Annotated in this window: 18 protein-coding genes; 7 read left to right on the forward strand and 11 right to left on the reverse strand. The window is 33.5% G+C overall.

Annotation, left to right across the window (positions count from 1 at the left end; translation table 11 throughout):
• Positions 1-8: 8 nt before the first annotated feature.
• From NNL09_RS20870 to NNL09_RS20880, 3 genes are all read right to left on the reverse strand, one after another.
• A complete protein-coding gene (locus NNL09_RS20870) occupies positions 9-1,709 on the reverse strand; it encodes a patatin-like phospholipase family protein (RefSeq protein ID WP_196910036.1) in 1,701 nt (566 codons plus the stop codon).
• Positions 1,710-1,897: 188 nt separating this feature from the next.
• Positions 1,898-3,199 carry an aspartate aminotransferase family protein gene (locus tag NNL09_RS20875; RefSeq protein WP_196910035.1) on the reverse strand — a complete coding sequence of 434 codons (1,302 nt, stop codon included), beginning with the start codon at positions 3,197-3,199 and terminating at the stop codon, positions 1,898-1,900.
• A gap of 56 nt (positions 3,200-3,255) precedes the next feature.
• Positions 3,256-4,011 (reverse strand): AraC family transcriptional regulator, encoded by a 756-nt coding sequence (locus tag NNL09_RS20880; protein ID WP_196910034.1) that lies wholly within the window; start codon positions 4,009-4,011, stop codon positions 3,256-3,258.
• 103 nt (positions 4,012-4,114) lie between these two features.
• On the opposite strand from NNL09_RS20880, the gene NNL09_RS26220 reads away from it, so the two are divergent.
• Both NNL09_RS26220 and NNL09_RS20885 read left to right on the forward strand, forming a co-directional pair.
• A complete protein-coding gene (locus tag NNL09_RS26220) occupies positions 4,115-4,237 on the forward strand; it encodes a hypothetical protein (RefSeq protein ID WP_255518905.1) in 123 nt (40 codons plus the stop codon).
• Between the two features lie 76 nt (positions 4,238-4,313).
• Complete coding sequence (locus NNL09_RS20885; RefSeq protein WP_196910033.1) at positions 4,314-5,663, forward strand: DUF5995 family protein; 1,350 nt, start codon at positions 4,314-4,316, stop codon at positions 5,661-5,663.
• 15 nt (positions 5,664-5,678) lie between these two features.
• Here the strand turns inward: NNL09_RS20885 and NNL09_RS20890 are convergent, their stop codons facing one another.
• From NNL09_RS20890 to NNL09_RS20915, 6 genes are all read right to left on the reverse strand, one after another.
• On the reverse strand, positions 5,679-6,134 hold the full coding sequence (locus NNL09_RS20890) for a DUF4440 domain-containing protein (RefSeq protein WP_196910032.1): 456 nt from the start codon (positions 6,132-6,134) through the stop codon (positions 5,679-5,681).
• A gap of 3 nt (positions 6,135-6,137) precedes the next feature.
• Positions 6,138-6,557, reverse strand: a complete 420-nt coding sequence (locus tag NNL09_RS20895) for a nuclear transport factor 2 family protein (protein WP_025665655.1) — start codon at positions 6,555-6,557, stop codon at positions 6,138-6,140.
• 18 nt (positions 6,558-6,575) lie between these two features.
• Entirely contained in the window at positions 6,576-7,328 is a 753-nt protein-coding gene (locus NNL09_RS20900; RefSeq protein ID WP_196910031.1) for a type 1 glutamine amidotransferase domain-containing protein, read from the reverse strand.
• An 88-nt stretch (positions 7,329-7,416) separates the two neighbouring features.
• The gene (locus NNL09_RS20905) at positions 7,417-8,457 is read right to left on the reverse strand and encodes an AraC family transcriptional regulator (RefSeq protein WP_025665653.1); all 1,041 of its coding nucleotides are present in this window, start codon (positions 8,455-8,457) and stop codon (positions 7,417-7,419) included.
• A gap of 569 nt (positions 8,458-9,026) precedes the next feature.
• Entirely contained in the window at positions 9,027-9,599 is a 573-nt protein-coding gene (locus NNL09_RS20910) for a hypothetical protein (protein ID WP_025665652.1), read from the reverse strand.
• A complete protein-coding gene (locus NNL09_RS20915) occupies positions 9,565-9,711 on the reverse strand; it encodes a hypothetical protein (RefSeq protein WP_196910030.1) in 147 nt (48 codons plus the stop codon). Before NNL09_RS20915 ends, NNL09_RS20910 begins: the two co-directional genes overlap by 35 nt.
• Positions 9,712-9,826: 115 nt before the next feature.
• Between NNL09_RS20915 and NNL09_RS20920 the strand changes: the two genes are divergently transcribed.
• Positions 9,827-11,026 carry a M12 family metallopeptidase gene (locus tag NNL09_RS20920; RefSeq protein WP_196910029.1) on the forward strand — a complete coding sequence of 400 codons (1,200 nt, stop codon included), beginning with the start codon at positions 9,827-9,829 and terminating at the stop codon, positions 11,024-11,026.
• Between the two features lie 447 nt (positions 11,027-11,473).
• Here the strand turns inward: NNL09_RS20920 and NNL09_RS20925 are convergent, their stop codons facing one another.
• Positions 11,474-11,698, reverse strand: a complete 225-nt coding sequence (locus NNL09_RS20925) for a (4Fe-4S)-binding protein (RefSeq protein WP_174412100.1) — start codon at positions 11,696-11,698, stop codon at positions 11,474-11,476.
• Positions 11,699-11,936: 238 nt separating this feature from the next.
• Here NNL09_RS20925 and NNL09_RS20930 point away from each other — a divergent pair, with 238 nt between their 5' ends.
• Positions 11,937-13,307 carry a glycoside hydrolase TIM-barrel-like domain-containing protein gene (locus tag NNL09_RS20930; RefSeq protein ID WP_196910028.1) on the forward strand — a complete coding sequence of 457 codons (1,371 nt, stop codon included), beginning with the start codon at positions 11,937-11,939 and terminating at the stop codon, positions 13,305-13,307.
• Positions 13,308-13,356: 49 nt separating this feature from the next.
• On the opposite strand, the gene NNL09_RS20935 is transcribed toward NNL09_RS20930, so the two are convergent.
• Positions 13,357-14,622 (reverse strand): hypothetical protein, encoded by a 1,266-nt coding sequence (locus tag NNL09_RS20935; protein ID WP_196910027.1) that lies wholly within the window; start codon positions 14,620-14,622, stop codon positions 13,357-13,359.
• Between the two features lie 635 nt (positions 14,623-15,257).
• On the opposite strand from NNL09_RS20935, the gene NNL09_RS20940 reads away from it, so the two are divergent.
• The 3 genes from NNL09_RS20940 (at position 15,258) to NNL09_RS20950 (ending at position 17,796) form a co-directional block, all read left to right on the forward strand.
• Complete coding sequence (locus NNL09_RS20940; RefSeq protein WP_025665648.1) at positions 15,258-15,824, forward strand: hypothetical protein; 567 nt, start codon at positions 15,258-15,260, stop codon at positions 15,822-15,824.
• A gap of 413 nt (positions 15,825-16,237) precedes the next feature.
• Positions 16,238-17,101, forward strand: a complete 864-nt coding sequence (locus tag NNL09_RS20945; RefSeq protein WP_196910026.1) for a CPBP family intramembrane glutamic endopeptidase — start codon at positions 16,238-16,240, stop codon at positions 17,099-17,101.
• Positions 17,102-17,319: 218 nt separating this feature from the next.
• Positions 17,320-17,796, forward strand: a complete 477-nt coding sequence (locus NNL09_RS20950) for a T9SS type A sorting domain-containing protein (RefSeq protein ID WP_196910025.1) — start codon at positions 17,320-17,322, stop codon at positions 17,794-17,796.
• Positions 17,797-17,799 lie beyond the last annotated feature (3 nt).

The raw sequence follows: 17,799 nt of genomic DNA on the forward strand, positions 1-17,799 counted from the left end.
CTAAACACTTATTTTTTTAATTCCTCTAGTGCAAAAAACGGATCTTTATTAAAGGCTTTCCAATCCTTTTTTAGCTGTTCATATAAGGTATCAATTTCGGTGAAATCAATTTTTAAATCATCTTCGGATTTTTTGAGCTCTAGAATATACTCCATAAGTTCGTAGCAGAGCGTAAATTGGCCGCAGGAAATTAGTGTATCCATTCTATTTTTGGCAATATCTTTTTTATCCCACCATAATGTTGTTGGTGTTTCAGATGCAGTTAACCCTACACTCATTAATAATTTGCTAGGTACTGGTTTAATATCCTTATTATAACTGGGCTTAGCTCCCGAATAAGGTGTCTTTTGGCCATTTAGCTTATATACTGTGGTGGTAATACGTTTGTTTTTTAGTGAATATTTAGCATAGAACAAATCATAATTAAGTCTACGCATTTGTTTTAAGAAAACATCATTAATCATTTTTACTGCAGATGTTAATCGATTTGTAAGCATCTGTTGCACCAATCCAATATCAAGTTTTTTAAAACTCAGGATGTCATCTACAAGTGGTTCTGGTACATTTTTTTTAAAAAGCGATGCCATCTTGCTTTTAAAAAATTTCATGACAACCGAGGCTAATCCTCCCAATATTGTTAAAGTCAATCCAATACCAATTAATATACTGCCAATGATATAGATGGCAGGCCAGGCACAATCATCACAACTATTGAAAATTTTCATTGAATTTATAGTCACTATAAGTACTCCTATTACAAGAAGTATCCAATACAATGGTTTAATCCTGAAATATGTTAAGGCTTTCGCTATAAACTGTTTTACAGAAACTCCTTTTTTCTCAAAACTATTATCCTGATGCCAGGGTACCATTTTAAAACTTCCAACATCATTTACGATGATAAGACTGAGTGCATTTTTCATTCTCTCATTAATTCGAATCATACTACCAATTCCTTGATTATCTGCAATACCACCATCCATGATTCCTACTCCATCAATAAATCTATCAAGGCTTTTCAATGCTTTATAATCTGTAGTATTATGATCTTTAAAATAATCATCCGGAAATTGTAATGGTTCAAACCCAAGAGGAAAACAGGAAGATGAAGCAATAATATCTCCTAATTGTACTTTAAATTTAAGCTTTTCTACAGATGTATTAGAAAGTGGAGAATTACCAAAAACTCCTGTATTTTGAAACCTATACGTAAGTCCAAACGAAAAATCTGTAGCATTATAACATACTTGTTTTAAGTGTTTTGATGCTGGGTCCTTGAACATAGAAAAATCTCCCTTAAAAACTTCCATTTCTGCATATGTCAATGCAAACGCATTAATCAGGGAACGTGTCTTGTATGAATTATTTTTCCAAACGGTATCATCTTCCAGTTTCTTAATTGCTGTATCTAATAATTTATCGTTTTTAGGTTCAAAGGTTTGGTAAAATGCTTTAAAAAAATCTGTAAAACTGTGTTTCGTATCCTGTGCAGATTTGGCATAAGCTACTGCCAAAAGTGTTCCACCACTAACAGAACTTAGAGCTTCTACATATTCTAATAGAGGTTTTTCTTTAAATTTGACTTTATTTAGATACGAAAGTATCCCCAAAGAATAGAATGTTGCTCGATAACCACCGCCGCTAAAACACAAGCCTATATTTTCAAAAGGAATAAAGGTACTTTCGGTACTACTATTATCTTCACTCATAATTCCAGAATTTTACAGTATAATTTTAATAAAAGAATACATTAATAAGAAACTTAAATCAACTATTTATAATCAATGTGGGGAATTAAAAAATGACGATTATGATGTTTAAACTTAAGATGAACTTTTATAGCTAACAATACGTAAAAATACCTGTTTTCATATACACATTCAATAAATAGTATTTTTTATTTAGTACAATCCTGTATCGCTTCATCCAAAATTGCAATTCCTAAATCTATTTCTTTTTTGCTTATGGTTAATGGAGGAGCAATTCTAAAAACACTTCCGTAACCTTTCATTCGAACTATATTCATATTTAGTCCCAGCTCCAGGCATCTACTACATATTTTTTGCCCCAAATCATCGTCTGGTATCTTTGTTTCCCGATCCTTTACAATTTCAACACCTAATAAAAGTCCGCTACCTCTTACATCCCCTATACATTCATATTTCTCATGTAGTTGTAGCAATTGCTGTTTTAAGTACTTCCCCTTTTCTAAAGCATTTTTGGCTAATTGTTGTTCATCGAGTATTTCGAAAGCAGCCGAGCCAAAGGACGCACAAAATGGATCGGATACATGAGAAGTCACATAAACAAACCCTCTTTTATGGCATTCTTCCTCTATTTCTGCCGTAGTAACCATTGCAGCCAAAGGAAGCCCTCCTCCTAGTGTTTTTGATAAGGTTAAGAAATCAGGAACAACATCATATTGTTCAAAAGCAAAAGTTGTCCCAAGGCGTCCTAATGCCGTTTGGGCTTCATCAAATATTAGCAATAATCCACGTTCGTCACATAGCTCTTTTAACCTCTTAATATAGTCGGGTTTTAATTCTATCATCCCTGCAGCGCTCAATAAAGGTTCGGCTATTAATGCTGCATATTCACCAACAGATTGCTGATCGGCCATTTTCATGCCTACTTCCAGGCAAGTATGATCACAGCTCCCTTTACAATGTGCAATCGGACAGCGATACTCATAAGGTGCCGGTATCATCAAACTACCAGACATCGCAGGTCCGTATCCTTTTCTTGTTTTTGAATAGGTATACGATTGCGCCCCGGCCGTCATACCATGCCAGGATCCAGAAAATCCTATGATTTCAAAACCACCAGTAACTAATTTTGCCATTCGTATTGCCACTTCATTCGACTCGGATCCTGTATTTAGAAATATACATTTGGACAGACTATCGGGTAGTTTGCTGGTTAGTTTTTTGGCAAGATCAATAACCGGAGGAGACAAAATAGAACTTAGTAAATGAATAGCTTTATCTCCTGATTTTTCTAATATTTCAACAAATTTTGGGTGGTTATGTCCAAATACAGAACACATTTGACCAGAAGTAAAATCCAGAATTGCGTCTCCTTTTTTATTATAGATATAGCTTCCAAAAGCTTTTTCGGCAATAAAAGGTGAAAACTCACCACAATACCGTATTAGTGTTTCCTGGGCCTCTTCTACTTCTTTTGGGTTTAAATCTTGCATAACGTTTTACTTTTGATAGCAAGTTCGATCAATTTTAAACCCCAAAATTGTAAAATTCAATCATTTTTAACCAGGTCGGCATATTTTTTTGGGATCATCCCAACATTCATTTTAAAATATTTATTAAAATGACTTTGGTCAAAAAAGCCCGTATCATAAGCAATATCGGTAAAACTATCTCTCGTCTTTATGTATTCTTTAGCTTTTTCTATTCGCAGATTTTGTAGATAGCGAATAGGCGAAATCCCGATATTGGTTTTAAAAAGACGTTGAAAATGACTATCACTTAAACAGGTTAGATCTAATAATTCTTCCACTAGTATGGTGCGATTATAATTATGCTCGAAATGTACCAGTGCCTTTTTTAAAATAAGTTTTGACTTTGTTGAATTAGCACTAGTACTAATCAAAAAATGCTTAAATACTTCTGGCACTCTGGTTTCTTCACTATTTGTAGCACCCAAATTCTTCTTATTGGTATCCCTGATCGATTCGAACCAGGCATCAAAATGATGTTTATACGAATGGCAATTCTGTATTATAGTTAGACCTAATCGGTCACTGGAAATAGTATTGAAAGAGTATAACTTTGGAACTCGTATCACCTTATAATGAAAAAAATTCTCTACCAATGTCTGGTGTGCCACATAAGGAGGGATCACGACCAAATCACCTGTTTTTAAAGTGAATATAGCATCTTTACATATAAGATTTGAACTTCCATTTATGATATAAGAAAAGGTATAGCGATCCGGATGCAAATGCATCGGGAAAAAATGTTTTTTATCATAACATATGGTCGCACATTCCATGATATAGGTAACTTATCATACGAAGGTAATTAAAAAAAACACATACCCTTTACATAAAATTAGTCATTATAACGACAATACCTGTGTTTCTTAAATTGAATTTTTGAGTATCTCTATTTTAGAAATTGAAGAATTCTTAAGTATTGATAATGAAGGCTGTGATCTTAAACATGCGCTATTTTTACCAATTTCAGGTAGAAAACCCGCTATAAATTGGGGGTTTTAACTCTTTTTAATTGATTGTAAATGCTATAACTTTAGTAAAGCTAAATATGGGCTAACGGTATTCTAAATCTATTATTATGAATCCAGCTTCTATCGATGAAGTAATCAAAAAATTAGAATCTATTCTGCAGTGGTCAAAAGAACACTCTAGTCGAGTAGGCTATTTCGCTAGTTTATATTTGCGAGTAACCCAAACCATTAAAAACAAATTAGGTACAGGGTATTTTGATGATGATAAACGACTTGAAGAGTTAGATATTCATTTTGCAGCACACTATTTTAAAGTAGTTGAACAATTTCAAAACAATGATCCTGCCATGCCCAAAGCATGGGCAGTTGCTTTTAATGCAATATCTGATCATGAACTCATTATTGTTCAACACTTATTATTAGGAATGAATCCGCATATCAATATTGATTTGGGAGCTGCTGCTGCAGAAATTGCTCCTGATGCTGCTATTCATGATTTACACGATGATTTTCAAAAGGTAAATACGATTCTTGCTTCTATTATCCCAACTGTTCTGAAGGAGTTAAGTGAGCTTTCACCATTATTATACTTATTAGAAGACATTGCAAAAAAAGAAGAAGAGGCGATTATTAATTTTAGTATGAAAATCGCACGAGACTTTGCCTGGAAACTTGCTATCGAATTAGCACCACTCACCTTGTCAGATCAACAAATTGTCATTGAACAAAAAAATATAGATATAGCCCAGGTGGGTCAAAAAATTATTGACCCAGGTTTTTTGGGAGAATCTGTCTTAAAGATTATTAATTCTGTCGAAGTAAAAAATGTCGAACAGATTATTGACACCTTAAATGCTGGAAACGAATTACTTGAATTAATAGAACAAGAACAAGGCATCGCACTAAGTCCGGAAGCTCTTAAGAATGCTCCTAACCAGATATATTACTTTCGAATAGCAAAAGGAGAATGGACTGGTCATTTTAATTTTAAAATAAAAAGCTGGTCTAAAATGCTAAAGGCTTCGATTAGTATTAAAAATAAGATATTGCTTACTATGATGGGGTTATTTCAGAAAATAGTTGGTGATGCTTCTATCAAATCAATTATTACTCCTTTACCAAATGAAGGAAAAGCAGGTGTTGCCAAAAATGATTTCCGAATTCATAAAGGTTGGTTTACCCTTTTTATTTCTAAAGAAGATTACCTTTTATCTCCTAATGGCAAAGGAGTAATTGTAGATGCCCATGTTCGTTTTGGACCTTTTTCTTTTTTGTTCAGAGAACATGATGTGTATCCTGCTGTGATTTATGATAATGGCCTCAAAGCATTGTATCATATTGATTTGTTAGGCACCCAATTTGTTGGTGATTATACCGTTCGATCAGATCAAAAGCAAGTACATTCGGTTTTAGAGAATGATTGGGCAAAAGCAGTAGAAATCTTGAATAAACAATGATAATATTAAATCACTTTACTGCTTAATTGAGTTCCATATATCTAGATACATTTTCCAATTAGTTCCAACTTTTCTCCAAACAATCACATATTTACCTTTCCAGGAAATTTCTTCTCCGTTAGCTTTTTTTGTAGTGCCTTGATACGTACCATAATCATATGCTTCATTACCGATGATTTTAATTTCAATAGGATCTATTTTATGGTTAATGATTGATATCCCTTCAGGAAGTTTCCAATATCCCAATATATCTTCTATTCCTTCAATAATCTTTAAATTATTAGGGAATATTTTGGCATCCTTGGTATACGATTCACCAATCATTTTATAGTTTGAAGTATTTACATATTTAGAAAAGTTTTTACCGTTTTCTAATATTTGTTTGATCTCTGCTTTTTCTCCGATATAGTTTTGTCCAATTGCTTGATTACAAATGAATATGAGAAGTAAAATTGATAAAAATGATTTCATTTTTTAGTTCTTTTGCTTTCTATAGAATATTTTGCTCACTACTTTCCATTCTCCATCTACTTTTAATAAATTCATATAATCAATAAATGCAAATGTTTCGTATTCAATTTCAAGTTTTGCTTGTGCTGCATTTCCTGTGATATCTATAGATGCAATTTTTGTTTTCCGGTTTTGTTTAGGTCCCGGTTTCATTACTTTTTTAAAGAATTCTAAAGCATTTACCTCTTTGTAACCGTCTTTTGAAATAAATTTCATCGTAGCATTGGTATGAAATGCTTTTTTTAAGGTTTCAAAATCATTATTTGTACCACCGTCCAGATAATACGTAACGGTTTTTTCTACAAGTGCTTTATCAGATTCCTGAGCAAAAGTTAATGAAGAAGTACTAATGCATACAAGTAGGATATAAAGTATTGTTCTCATCTGTTTATTTATTTTAAGTTATTTATGATTTGTTTTCTTAAGCATTGCTACAACTTGTTTTGCCACAGATTCAGATGCTGTAGGGTCTTGTCCGGTAATTAATCTGCCATCAACTATATAATGATTATCCCATCCTTTTTTAGAATAGGTGAAATTTCCTCCATTTTTAGTAATAGCCTCTTCAATAGAAAAGGGAAAAGTTTTATAATACGCTTTGTTTTTATTTTCAAAAGCATCAGCAAAACCATTTACCTCTTTTTCTTCATACAGATATTTTCCATTTGTTAGCTTTAAATTTACAATTCCTGCAGTTCCGTGACAAATGGCTGATACAATTCCTGTATTCTCATAAATTTTCCTTGAGATACTCTGTATGGCTTTATTCTCAGGAACCCCGAACATAGCAGCTCCACCACCACTATAATAGACCGCTTTATAGTTTTTTGCATCAATAGCATCTGGTGAGTACGTATTTTTAAATAAATTCATAAAATCTAAGTCGTCTAAATATTTTTTTTGAATAGGATCTGAGGTATTTATATATCCTATTGGTATTTCGCCACCTTCTGGGCTTACAAAATCAACCTGGTAGCCAGATTTTATAAATACATCATAGGCCAATACGATTTCTGCAAAATGATTAGCCGTTTTTAGAGTTGTGTCTCCGTAGGTACGTTGATTAGAGGTAACAAACAAAATCTTATCTTTTGAAGATGCCGAGCACCCCATAAAAAGAAAAACCACCAAAAATGATACTATACAATTTCTCATACTGAATTAATTTTCAGCAAATTTGAAAAATCCTCACCTGTATTGGTTTATATATTATAAATCAGAAGTACTGATTTATAAATTAGAACTATTCTGTTTCTTTTTTATATGCCGCCGGAGTCTTACCAACTATCTTTTTAAAGGTAGTATAAAATGTTGATTTCGAATTAAATCCACACTCATACCCAACAGCTTCTGTAGTATAATTGCCTTCGTCAACCAAAAGTTGCTTGGCTTCCTCTATTCTATATTCGTTAATAAATAGAGGGAAGCTTTTTCCCAGATTGTCATTTAGAAATTGAGACAAGTAATGCGGTAAAACGTGCAGTTGTTTAGAAACGTCTGCAAGTTTTAAATCCGGGTTTTTAAATAACTTCTTTTCTTTAATCATACCATCTAATCTGATTTGAAACTTATTTGCTTCATCATGGTCTATCTTTTTATCCGCGTATTTAATCGTTTCTTCAAAAAACAAAGACGTTTTATTTCTTTTCAATACCCAAAATAGAATTAAAAGAAAAAACACAAACGAAAACGAAAGTGCACCTACGATATACGATGTGTAAGATCCAATATTATATCCCATCCAGATAATAAATACTCCACCAAATACACTTAAAACCCAAATTTCTAATTGTTTTATTTTATGCTCTTTAGAAAACAATGTCTTAAAAACCGTTTTTAATTGAATCGCTGTACATATAATATACAAAAGCCATTGTAGATATATGATTTTAACCAAGTTTCCTGACCATAATCTTTTATGTTCCCAATACGGATATATAATGCTTAATACAATGACTACTAACAGAACAGGGATAACATGAAATAACCACCAGCCATTACGTTTGGACTCAACTATCAAACTTCTGGTATATAAGTATAAAAAAGGACCTATTAGAACACAAGCCGAAAGCCCTATTTGAATAAATACTTCTGATAATGCTGGATTAAAATAAAAGAAAACAGATTTTAGTATTCGTACACTTAATACAAATAAAAGTGCCGACAGGAAATAATTAGACAGTCCTCTTTTCTTAGAAAAGAAAGCAAAATAAAAACTTAACAAAAACCCGTTTAATGCTCCTAGTGCACTAAAGAGAAATAATAATTGACGCTCTAAATCCATGAAAATATAAAAAGTAAACCCGTTGTGTATTTTAAAATTAATACTATAAAAAAAGCGTCAATTCAAGTGGTTTTTCATAGTGACCTCTCGACTGCGCTCGAGATAACATAGAGAAAAATTCTACTTCGGCAAGCTCTGTAGAACTATCGAGAATAGCTTTTTTGATTCCAAATCCTCGTCATCCTGAGTGTATCGAAGGACTCTATACATTTCTTCCTATGGTCGAAGCACTCTAATTGACGAATTTGGTATTCAAAAATATCAAAATGCACAACAGGTAAAGTAAATATATAGCAAATATTTAAAAATGATTTATAATTTTCATTTCCATTCCAGATACATTACCCCTATTTTACTATTCTTTGATAACCCCTGGAATTACATATTCAACGTGAATTCGATCTAAGGATTTAGTTTAAAAAAGCCGTCAAAAGGCATTTACTTGAAAATTTACGTCAGTCAGAGTAATTTTCGGTAGAAAATTGTATCAAAGACAAGTAAATTTTCTTACGTCGAACTCACATTATTTACTTTACTATTTTATCTGGCTTATACTGTAGTTTATTAAACTACACCAGCTCACGTCTTAATTCATTTAAAGAGATGTTACTATTAATCAACCTGGTGATTACCTCTTCACGAAATTCGTCCAAATCATCATAATCATAATATTTGGCCCACTTGTAGGTTTCGAGAAGGTTTTTGATTTGCTTGATAAGCTTTCGGGTTGCATCTGCAGAACGTAGCACAGCAACCTGATCATAATCAGGATTATCTTTATGCATATAGCTTACCTTTTTGGTTTCAAAATCAACCGAAATATAATAGGCATCTACATCGGGATCCAGATTTTCTCTAAAATCTGCCCAATCTGCATATCCCAATCGTAAATCGTCAATTTCTGGAGGAAAATCAGATACTAGTCTCCATTGGCACTTTGCAGCTCTACCCCAATGGTTAGACATTCTATATACTCCATGTTTTGTATAATAATAGGTACTCCCCGACTCACTTCTGTAATTTGGTTTTCTTCTGGTGATTTCGCGTAGCGAAGCTCCTCTGAATACACAATACGTTTTATTAAAGAAGTTATAACGCGTGTATACCTTAACGTGTTCCTTTTCCTGATGTTCCAAATGCATATTTTTTTCCCGGTGGCAAAGAAATCACAATTTTTTCAGAAAGTAAAAACAAGTTTTTAACATCTGCCCACAATACTGTTTTTATAATAGTAGGATAAGAATTCCTCTTCATTGCTTACACAATTATATTGCTTTCTGTTATGGTTCGAAATTTCCATCGAAAAGAAGGGTTTGAGCAAAAATCTTATTTATATTTGGTCTAAATAAACAACTTAAATTTTACACATATGAAAACTATAACACTTACTACGTTAAAGTGCTTATTTCTAATCGTTTTTTTCACATTGTCTTCTTGTGAAAAAACACCGATAGAAGAAACGAATACAGTAATATCTTCTTCAACAGAAGATAATGTTAAAACAGAATATATTGACCTTTTTAATTCTTCTGAAGGAAAATGGGTTAATATATGGTATAAAGGTGTACAAATAAAAGCCTTTGAAATAAATGAAGGATACATTTACGGCGGTGATGTTTTAATACCAAAGAACAAGGCAAGTTCGAATTATAAAGAATATAACGGTATTAGTAAAACTGGTGGTAGTATTACTTTATTAAGTAGGTGGCCAAAGGGTCAGGTTATTTATGAAATCGATCCCGCTTTACCAAATCAAAATAGAGTTACAAATGCAATATCGCATTGGACAAATAATACGAATATAACATTTAAGCTAAGAGGAAGTGAAACTGATTATGTTAGATTTACCACAGGAGGAGGATGCTATAGTAGCTCAATTGGTATGGACGGAGGTCAACAGATTGTAGGATTAAGTAACAGCTGTAGTACAGGTAATGTAATACATGAGATTGGGCATGTAATTGGTTTGTGGCACGAGCACACCAGAAGTGATCGAAATAATAAAATTAAAGTTTTATGGAACAATATAATAGATACCTATGAACCTCAATTTGAAATACAGAATACAATAAACTACGGGTTTTTAGATTTTGGATCTATTATGATGTATCCTTCTAATTCTAGTTTTTCATCTAATGGAAATCCTACTATGACAAAACTTGATGGTAGTACCTGGACGGCACAAAGAAGTGCCTTATCTACAAATGATATAAATGGTTCAAATGCATTATATGATAAATATAATTGTTATGGTGTACCTGCTTTCTTTTCTCATAACACATATGCCGATGGTCGGAGAGTTAAATACAATGGAAAAGTTTATAGCAAAATACCAGGCTCATCGAATGATTTTCGTCCTTATTTTGTAACTAACAGGTGGAGTTATGTAGCAGAATGTCTAAATTGTGCTGACTTCAATCCCTGGAGACCAGGACCGCATGCAGTAAATTCGTATGTATCATATAATGGCGAATTATATAAGAATATACGTTTTATTATTCCGCCATATTTTTTTACTCCTCCCAACCAAATACCAAATACATGGGAAAAAGTAGAATGTAATGAATAATTAGATTCAATATATAATTGAAGAGGCAATAATATTATTGCCTCTTTTTATGTGTATAGACTAAAGAATTCTATTTTAAATAAATACTCCTATCTAAAAAGAATAGCTTTTCAAAACCAACAAACCCTTTTCATCCCCAGTGTATCGAATGATATCATTTAACAGTAAATTGCTGTCAAAAAGGGGGATTTAACCTGTCTACATTAGGCATTACACTCTTTTATGAGTACTGTTTGTATCCTAACTTTGATCAATAGGTTTAGATTTTTAAAATGATAAAGTGAACATAATAGTCAATTGGCCTTTGACAGGCTTATCAAACGAGAAGTAAAGAGAAGTCCTGTTGCAGGGACTCATATTTTTGAATTAGCTTGATTCTAAAAAAGCATCTTGTTACAGAACAAGATGCTTTTTTACTGGCATGTACCTAATTAATTCAGGGTATAACTACTTTGCATTTTCGTAAAATGTCAAGGCTCTAGAAGGACATTTTTCGATCTGATTTTTTAATGCTTCAGAAGTAGCCATCTCTGGTCGAATCCATGGTTTTTCCTTAGGTTGGTATACTTCTGGTAAGGTCTTTACACAAACACCCGCATGAGTACATTTTCCAGGTTTCCAAACTACTGTAATCTCTCCGTTGTTGTATTCTTTTCTAATCTCGTTTGCCATGATATAATGATTTAAAGTGTGGATTATACTTCTATTTAAAGATATAGCTTCCTTTTAAATACAATATAAAACCGAATGGTTTTCTCAGTAAATCCGAATCATATTCGATAATTAATCAATATACACTATTTTATTAGGCTCTTTCGAGCTTCGTTTCTTAAACCGGTTATAGATTCATGATGTAACGTTTTTTGACAATACTCCTCTAATAGATAATAGTTTTTAGATATATTTAGAAATGAAAAAGGAATTCTTTACTGCTGCTAAAGTATATGTAAGTACCTGGATATTGATCGTATTATTGTTCCTTTCATTATCATTAAGAGCAGATATTAGTTTTAAAAAATCTGTTGAAACCTTAATAGAAGTACTTCCGAATACTGTATTTTTAGTAAGTACTCATATCGCATTTAGCATTTTTTATATACTCTTTTTACTCATTCGATACTTCATAAGAATATACCGTCGCAAAGGCTTTATTATTATGGGGAAACAAGTACTATTTGGTGTAGTGATTCCTTTTTTTGTCCTATTGGGTATCTATAAAGCTATTATATATACTAATAGTGCAGAAGAGTTTTCTTATAAGTGGGATTATTCTATTGAAAATGCTAGCAATACGACAAATGATCTTTATAAAATCGATGGGAAACATCGCGGAATGAGTGTATTTGGCTGGGGTTCTCAAAACAAAAAATCTATTACTACACTAGTAAAAAACAATGTAGAATGGGTGGCTGTTATTCCTTTTTTATACCAGAAAGATCAACATACCATACAAATGAATACCCCAAAAGTTATTGGACAATGGTCCAAGAGAGATTCTGTTTTTATCAACAGTATTGCACAATTACGGGCAAAGGGAGTTCATGTTCACCTAAAACCACATTTATGGATGAGCGAGGGCTGGCGCTCTGATATTTCGTTACCTTCTGCCACCGACTGGGATATCTGGTTTGATTCTTATCGTAGTAATATGATCCATTATGCACGTATGGCTCAAAAAACAGGAGTTGAACTATTCTGTATAGGGACCGAGCTACGATCATCGTTACAACATCAGCCGGATCGATGGAAAGCCCTGGTACAGGAAATCAAAACTATATATCATGGTAAGCTTACTTATGCCGCCAATTGGGATGGAGAATTTAAACATGTCGATTTTTGGCAAGAATTAGATTATATTGGTATACAGGCATATTTTCCGCTTACCAAAAAATCTCATCCCGACCTGGTTACTTTAAAAAAGGGATGGAGTACTCACATTACAACATTAGAAGCCTTATCTCGAACACACCAAAGGCCAATACTATTTACAGAAGTGGGGTATAAAAGCGAGGCTTCTGCTGCAATACAACCTTGGGAGTGGCAGTCTTCTTTGGGTATCCTATACCAGAAAAAATCTGATCGTACCCAACAGCTTGCATACCAGGCATTATTTGAATCATTATGGAGTAAAGAATGGTTTTCGGGTATGTATATCTGGCAATGGGATACCAGAACTTCTATCGATAGTGCACCTACAAGCCTGGATTTTTCACCGCGCTACAAACCAGCACAAAATACCATTGCAAAAGGATATGCTCGCCAGAACATACATAAAAACTAATATCCACAATATAAACATAAACCTCTCATTATCATACAACAAGATCAATTCATTCTGTTACTATTTTATGTCTATCACATGTTCTAAACGTACGTAACTCTTCGGTACCAACCACAATACCATTAGCTATAAATGTATTGGCATTATCCAGCTTTACGATAGTATACGTTTGTTGAGCAGTATCAATTTCTTTGATATTTAAAATTTTCACCGCACCAGAACTAGCTTGTAATATACTCCCTGCTTTAAGTTGTTTAACATCATCAAACTGGTATGCCATCTGTGTTTTCCTGGGAGAATAAGACAACCAATCTCCAGAAGAAGATAAGAGTGGATGATCACGGGTACAGGTAATCGTAGAACCATTGGATAGTGAAAGCGTAATAAGAGCATCATGTATTGGGTTTGCCAGTTCTTGAATGGTCGCAGCAATATAGCTACCTGTAGATTGATCATAAGAAAGTACCTGTTCTCCTACTAGTATATTCTCTATTGGTTTTTGAGTGTGATCCGCCATAGTAATCAAAGTGCCTTTGGCAAAACAGTGTACATCAATTCCATCAAAATAGATTTCAGAAAGTACTGTATCTTCATATTTATCTCCCGGATACACCTCCATAATCTCGAATTTCATAGTCCAGGGCGGTAAACTTTTTGAAGTAATATAATCTATACTCTTATCTAATTTACCTATCGGATCTACTTTAAAATGTTGTGCAGCACGTTGATCGGTAAGATTTAGGATTGCATAAGGTTGATTCTTAACATACACTTTAAGTTTTTTTACTCTACTATTGTTTCGCCAGGTCGTTTCGCTTTTTACATACCCATTTACAACAATAATTTCTGTGATACGAGGACTTCCCTGGTAAAAACTATATTCCAGGTATTCTCCTACTCCATACCCGGGTACTCCTTCTACCCATGCATTTTTATAGTTAAGATCCATGGCATTCTCTGCACGATAATTTATGTTTCCCTGATCGGCCAGATATGATGATGCAGTTTCTTTAAATGGTCCTCCACCGCAATACCAACTACACCCCTGGCCTTCAATATCCCAATAATTAGTCATTGTTTCATCAACCATCTTATCTAATTCTGCTTTCTCCTCCTGGGTAAGGTCTTCTTTTTTTAATCCCTTTGACATGCGTTCCCAAATGGCTTCACAAGCTTTTCTGTTTCTGTTAAACTCCTTTTCATCTGTAGTATTCAAGTCCAGTACTTCGATACGTGTTGGTGTAAGCACCTTGATTTCCTGTGCATAAGAAAAAAGTGTAATGAGTAATATGATACAAGTAAGTGTATTTTTCATCTGTTCTTTTTTTATTGTTTTTTAGTTGTCAGATGGAATTCGCCATTGAACATCTCGGTTGGTATCAATTCAATTGTTATGGCTCATTTCATAACATGTATGGTATATCATTGGTATGCACTACAAATATATTATTTATTACCGCCACCGCCTCCCCTGTTTACCGTGATAAAATAAAGTTAACAACCGTATTCATTTCCTTTGTTTAATTAGAATCGGAGGCTGAGGAGTGATACGGTATACGCTCCCCGTTTGAGAGCATTTCGACGCTTCGGCAGGCGCAACGTAACACCTCAGGGTTCCTACTTCAAGAATTGAGTTCTTTGGCTTGGTTCACGAAACACATAGTCGAAGTTCGTTTACTGTAAAAGATGTTATCAACATTATTTCTAGACCCTACAAAGATGTATGTAATATAACTCCTGTTAAATCAAGGCTTTTGAATTATTACAGTAACATATAATACTGTTGAGAAACCAATAATTTCCACACTACCAAAAAGTGAAAATTATTATTTATTTACGGTTTATACTTCGATTTTATGTTTGTGTAAACAATTAGAAAGGAACAACTAACTCATCTGTTTTTTAAATAGTTTTGAATCATCATTAACCAAATTCTTAAAATCTTACACAATGAAAAAATCCATTTTAAAATTAGGCCTGTTTGCTTTTATCTCCGTTACTTTTATAGCATGTCAAAACGATGGTCTTGATGCTCCCGAAGCACAAGAAGTACAAAATGCAACTGTTCAAGATGCTTCAAAACAGTTTGTAAGTGTAAAAGACGTATCAAACGATCCTACGATGCCACAATTAGTAGAAAAATTGATACATCAAAACAACCAGGCAACTGCCAAAAGGGTTGGATGCACATTAGATAGTGATATCGGATGTGGTAGTGATGCCGCTGCAGAGATCGAAGAATATGTAAATCTTTCTAACTGTATTTCTTTTAGTAAAGGAACATTGATCATCCCTATTCAATCCAGACAGTTTACCTATAACTATTCATATTATATCGATGGAGACGGAGATATAAACATGGATCAGTATCAATATCAATTCGATTCTCATGTAGCAGATATCGCACAGCGAATAGCACCTAACAAAATAGCACTGGTAAGTGCTAATGCATCTAATGGTTGCGGAAGAGGTTGGAAAGTAGCTAATATCACGTATACTGTTATTCTAGGTAACTAAGATTAATCTTGATCTTGCTATAAAACAACACATGACAAGCCCTATATATCTGTTTTGATGTATAGGGTTCTTTTATTTTATAGGGGGATGTTTTTTGTTTTGTTTTTATGCTCACCCTTCGACTACGCTCAGGGTTCGGTACCACTTCGACAGGCTCAGTGTGGCAGCTTCAGGGTTTGGGATTCGTTGTTTTTATTGGTATTTGAGCTGAAGATACATCATGACAAAACACACTTCTAAAAGTTGAAATCATACCAAAAGATTCATTATTTTAGTACTATAAACCACAGCCCGATTAATATTTAGATATACGATAAAAACCGTCAATTCGAGTGATTTTTCGTATTAAAATGGAGAAAAATTGTATCGAGAATAGGTTGTACTAAAAGATTCAAATAAAACTATGATATAACATGAAAAACAGCTTAGGTATACGTGCAAAACATCTTTTGTTGATATACTTTCTACTCACTTTTTTGATTTCGTGGACTGGTCTAGTTTTTATTATGGGTATTGACGGATTTACCGGACAGAAAGAAGTACCAGATAGTCAAATCCCGTTACTATTTTTGGCTATGTGCGCAGGGCCTTTTATAGCAGGGTTGTTAGTTAATTACTTTGAAAATGGTAAAGCCAGTTTTAAACAACTAATAACCAGAATAGGTAAATGGAAAGTAAGCACCCAATGGTATGCAATCGCACTTTTTTCTGCTCCGCTACTTTTTGGACTTACCTATGTAGCACTCTCTTCTTTTTCTTCTAAATTTTCTCCTATCCTTTTCTCTACCGATGATCTTCTCTTTTTAGTTCTTGGAGGAATTCTAGGTGGTATTGTAGCCGGTTTTTTTGAAGAAATTGGCTGGACAGGGTTTGCTGTCCCAAGATTGAGGCAACATTTCAATATAGGTACTACAGGGTTAATTGTTGGTGTCATATGGGGAGTATGGCATTTGCCTCTTTTTATGGATAGCGACCCTGATGAAGATATTCCATTGGCAATCTTACTGATCATAAAGCTCGTTACGCATTTACCAGCTTTTAGAATTTTGATGGTCTGGGTATATGATCACACCCAAAGTTTATGTATAATAATTCTTATGCATATGTCTCTTACGACAAGTACGATGATTTTTCAACCCACAACGACAAAAGGGGTTGATATCGTTGTTTTTAACCTTATGTTTACTGGATTGATTTATGTGTTTATGATTATGCTCAGGTATCTTACCTTTCGATTACGATCAGGGTTCGGTACTACTTCGACAGGCTCAGTATAACAGCTCAGGGTTCGATTTATTTCGAGGAATGAGCCCTTAGGCTAGGCTTAGGAAACACAGAGTCGAAGTCCCATGCTCTGAAAACTAAATAATGTATATCATTTTTACATTCTGTAATCTTATCATAAGCACTGAAAACAAGACCATTAATAAACCATAATCGTAGTGTTCCTTTCATAGAATAGATGTAATTTTACCTCCAATTAAATCACTACCATATGAAAATAAAATTACTTTTTTTTATTGTTTTAATCCTTTCCAGCACTCTGGTATTATCTCAAAAGAGCATCGTGTCCTCTGGTGGAAACGCTACTGGTACTAGTGGAACATCTAGTTTTACTGTGGGGCATTTTTTTTACAGTTCTACAGCAAATACGGTCGGTTCGATAATTGAAGGAACACAACAAGCTTACGAAATTGAAATCTTAACTAATATAGATTTAGGAGGGATTCAATTAAATGCAAGCACATACCCAAACCCAACAACAGATAGACTAATCTTGTTGATTAATCTCGTTAATTTGGTAAATATCAATTTTCAAATACATGATATTCACGGAAAATTGATTATGAATAGCCCTATAAAAGGTAATATTTCTACTATAGAGATGGGTACGTACGCAAAAGGAACGTATATCCTATCAATAAAAGATCGAAACAATACCTTAAAGACTTTTAAAATAATAAAAAAATAAACC

Source organism: Aquimarina sp. EL_43 (assembly GCF_943422735.1).
Lineage (GTDB): Bacteria > Bacteroidota > Bacteroidia > Flavobacteriales > Flavobacteriaceae > Aquimarina > Aquimarina megaterium.

What these genes read in the sequence shown, in the direction of transcription:
- NNL09_RS20880 (WP_196910034.1), bottom strand. Translation starts at nt 4,011, where the DNA reads ATGGAATGTGCGACCATATGTTATGATAAAAAACATTTTTTCCCGATG.
- NNL09_RS20950 (WP_196910025.1), top strand. Translation starts at nt 17,320, where the DNA reads ATGAAAATAAAATTACTTTTTTTTATTGTTTTAATCCTTTCCAGCACT.
- NNL09_RS20940 (WP_025665648.1), top strand. Translation starts at nt 15,258, where the DNA reads ATGAAAAAATCCATTTTAAAATTAGGCCTGTTTGCTTTTATCTCCGTT.
- NNL09_RS20925 (WP_174412100.1), bottom strand. Translation starts at nt 11,698, where the DNA reads ATGGCAAACGAGATTAGAAAAGAATACAACAACGGAGAGATTACAGTA.
- NNL09_RS20900 (WP_196910031.1), bottom strand. Translation starts at nt 7,328, where the DNA reads ATGAGAAATTGTATAGTATCATTTTTGGTGGTTTTTCTTTTTATGGGG.
- NNL09_RS20945 (WP_196910026.1), top strand. Translation starts at nt 16,238, where the DNA reads ATGAAAAACAGCTTAGGTATACGTGCAAAACATCTTTTGTTGATATAC.
- NNL09_RS20910 (WP_025665652.1), bottom strand. Translation starts at nt 9,599, where the DNA reads ATGCATTTGGAACATCAGGAAAAGGAACACGTTAAGGTATACACGCGT.
- NNL09_RS20870 (WP_196910036.1), bottom strand. Translation starts at nt 1,709, where the DNA reads ATGAGTGAAGATAATAGTAGTACCGAAAGTACCTTTATTCCTTTTGAA.
- NNL09_RS20930 (WP_196910028.1), top strand. Translation starts at nt 11,937, where the DNA reads ATGAAAAAGGAATTCTTTACTGCTGCTAAAGTATATGTAAGTACCTGG.
- NNL09_RS20875 (WP_196910035.1), bottom strand. Translation starts at nt 3,199, where the DNA reads ATGCAAGATTTAAACCCAAAAGAAGTAGAAGAGGCCCAGGAAACACTA.
- NNL09_RS20885 (WP_196910033.1), top strand. Translation starts at nt 4,314, where the DNA reads ATGAATCCAGCTTCTATCGATGAAGTAATCAAAAAATTAGAATCTATT.
- NNL09_RS20905 (WP_025665653.1), bottom strand. Translation starts at nt 8,457, where the DNA reads ATGGATTTAGAGCGTCAATTATTATTTCTCTTTAGTGCACTAGGAGCA.
- NNL09_RS20915 (WP_196910030.1), bottom strand. Translation starts at nt 9,711, where the DNA reads ATGAAGAGGAATTCTTATCCTACTATTATAAAAACAGTATTGTGGGCA.
- NNL09_RS20890 (WP_196910032.1), bottom strand. Translation starts at nt 6,134, where the DNA reads ATGAAATCATTTTTATCAATTTTACTTCTCATATTCATTTGTAATCAA.
- NNL09_RS20920 (WP_196910029.1), top strand. Translation starts at nt 9,827, where the DNA reads ATGAAAACTATAACACTTACTACGTTAAAGTGCTTATTTCTAATCGTT.
- NNL09_RS20895 (WP_025665655.1), bottom strand. Translation starts at nt 6,557, where the DNA reads ATGAGAACAATACTTTATATCCTACTTGTATGCATTAGTACTTCTTCA.
- NNL09_RS20935 (WP_196910027.1), bottom strand. Translation starts at nt 14,622, where the DNA reads ATGAAAAATACACTTACTTGTATCATATTACTCATTACACTTTTTTCT.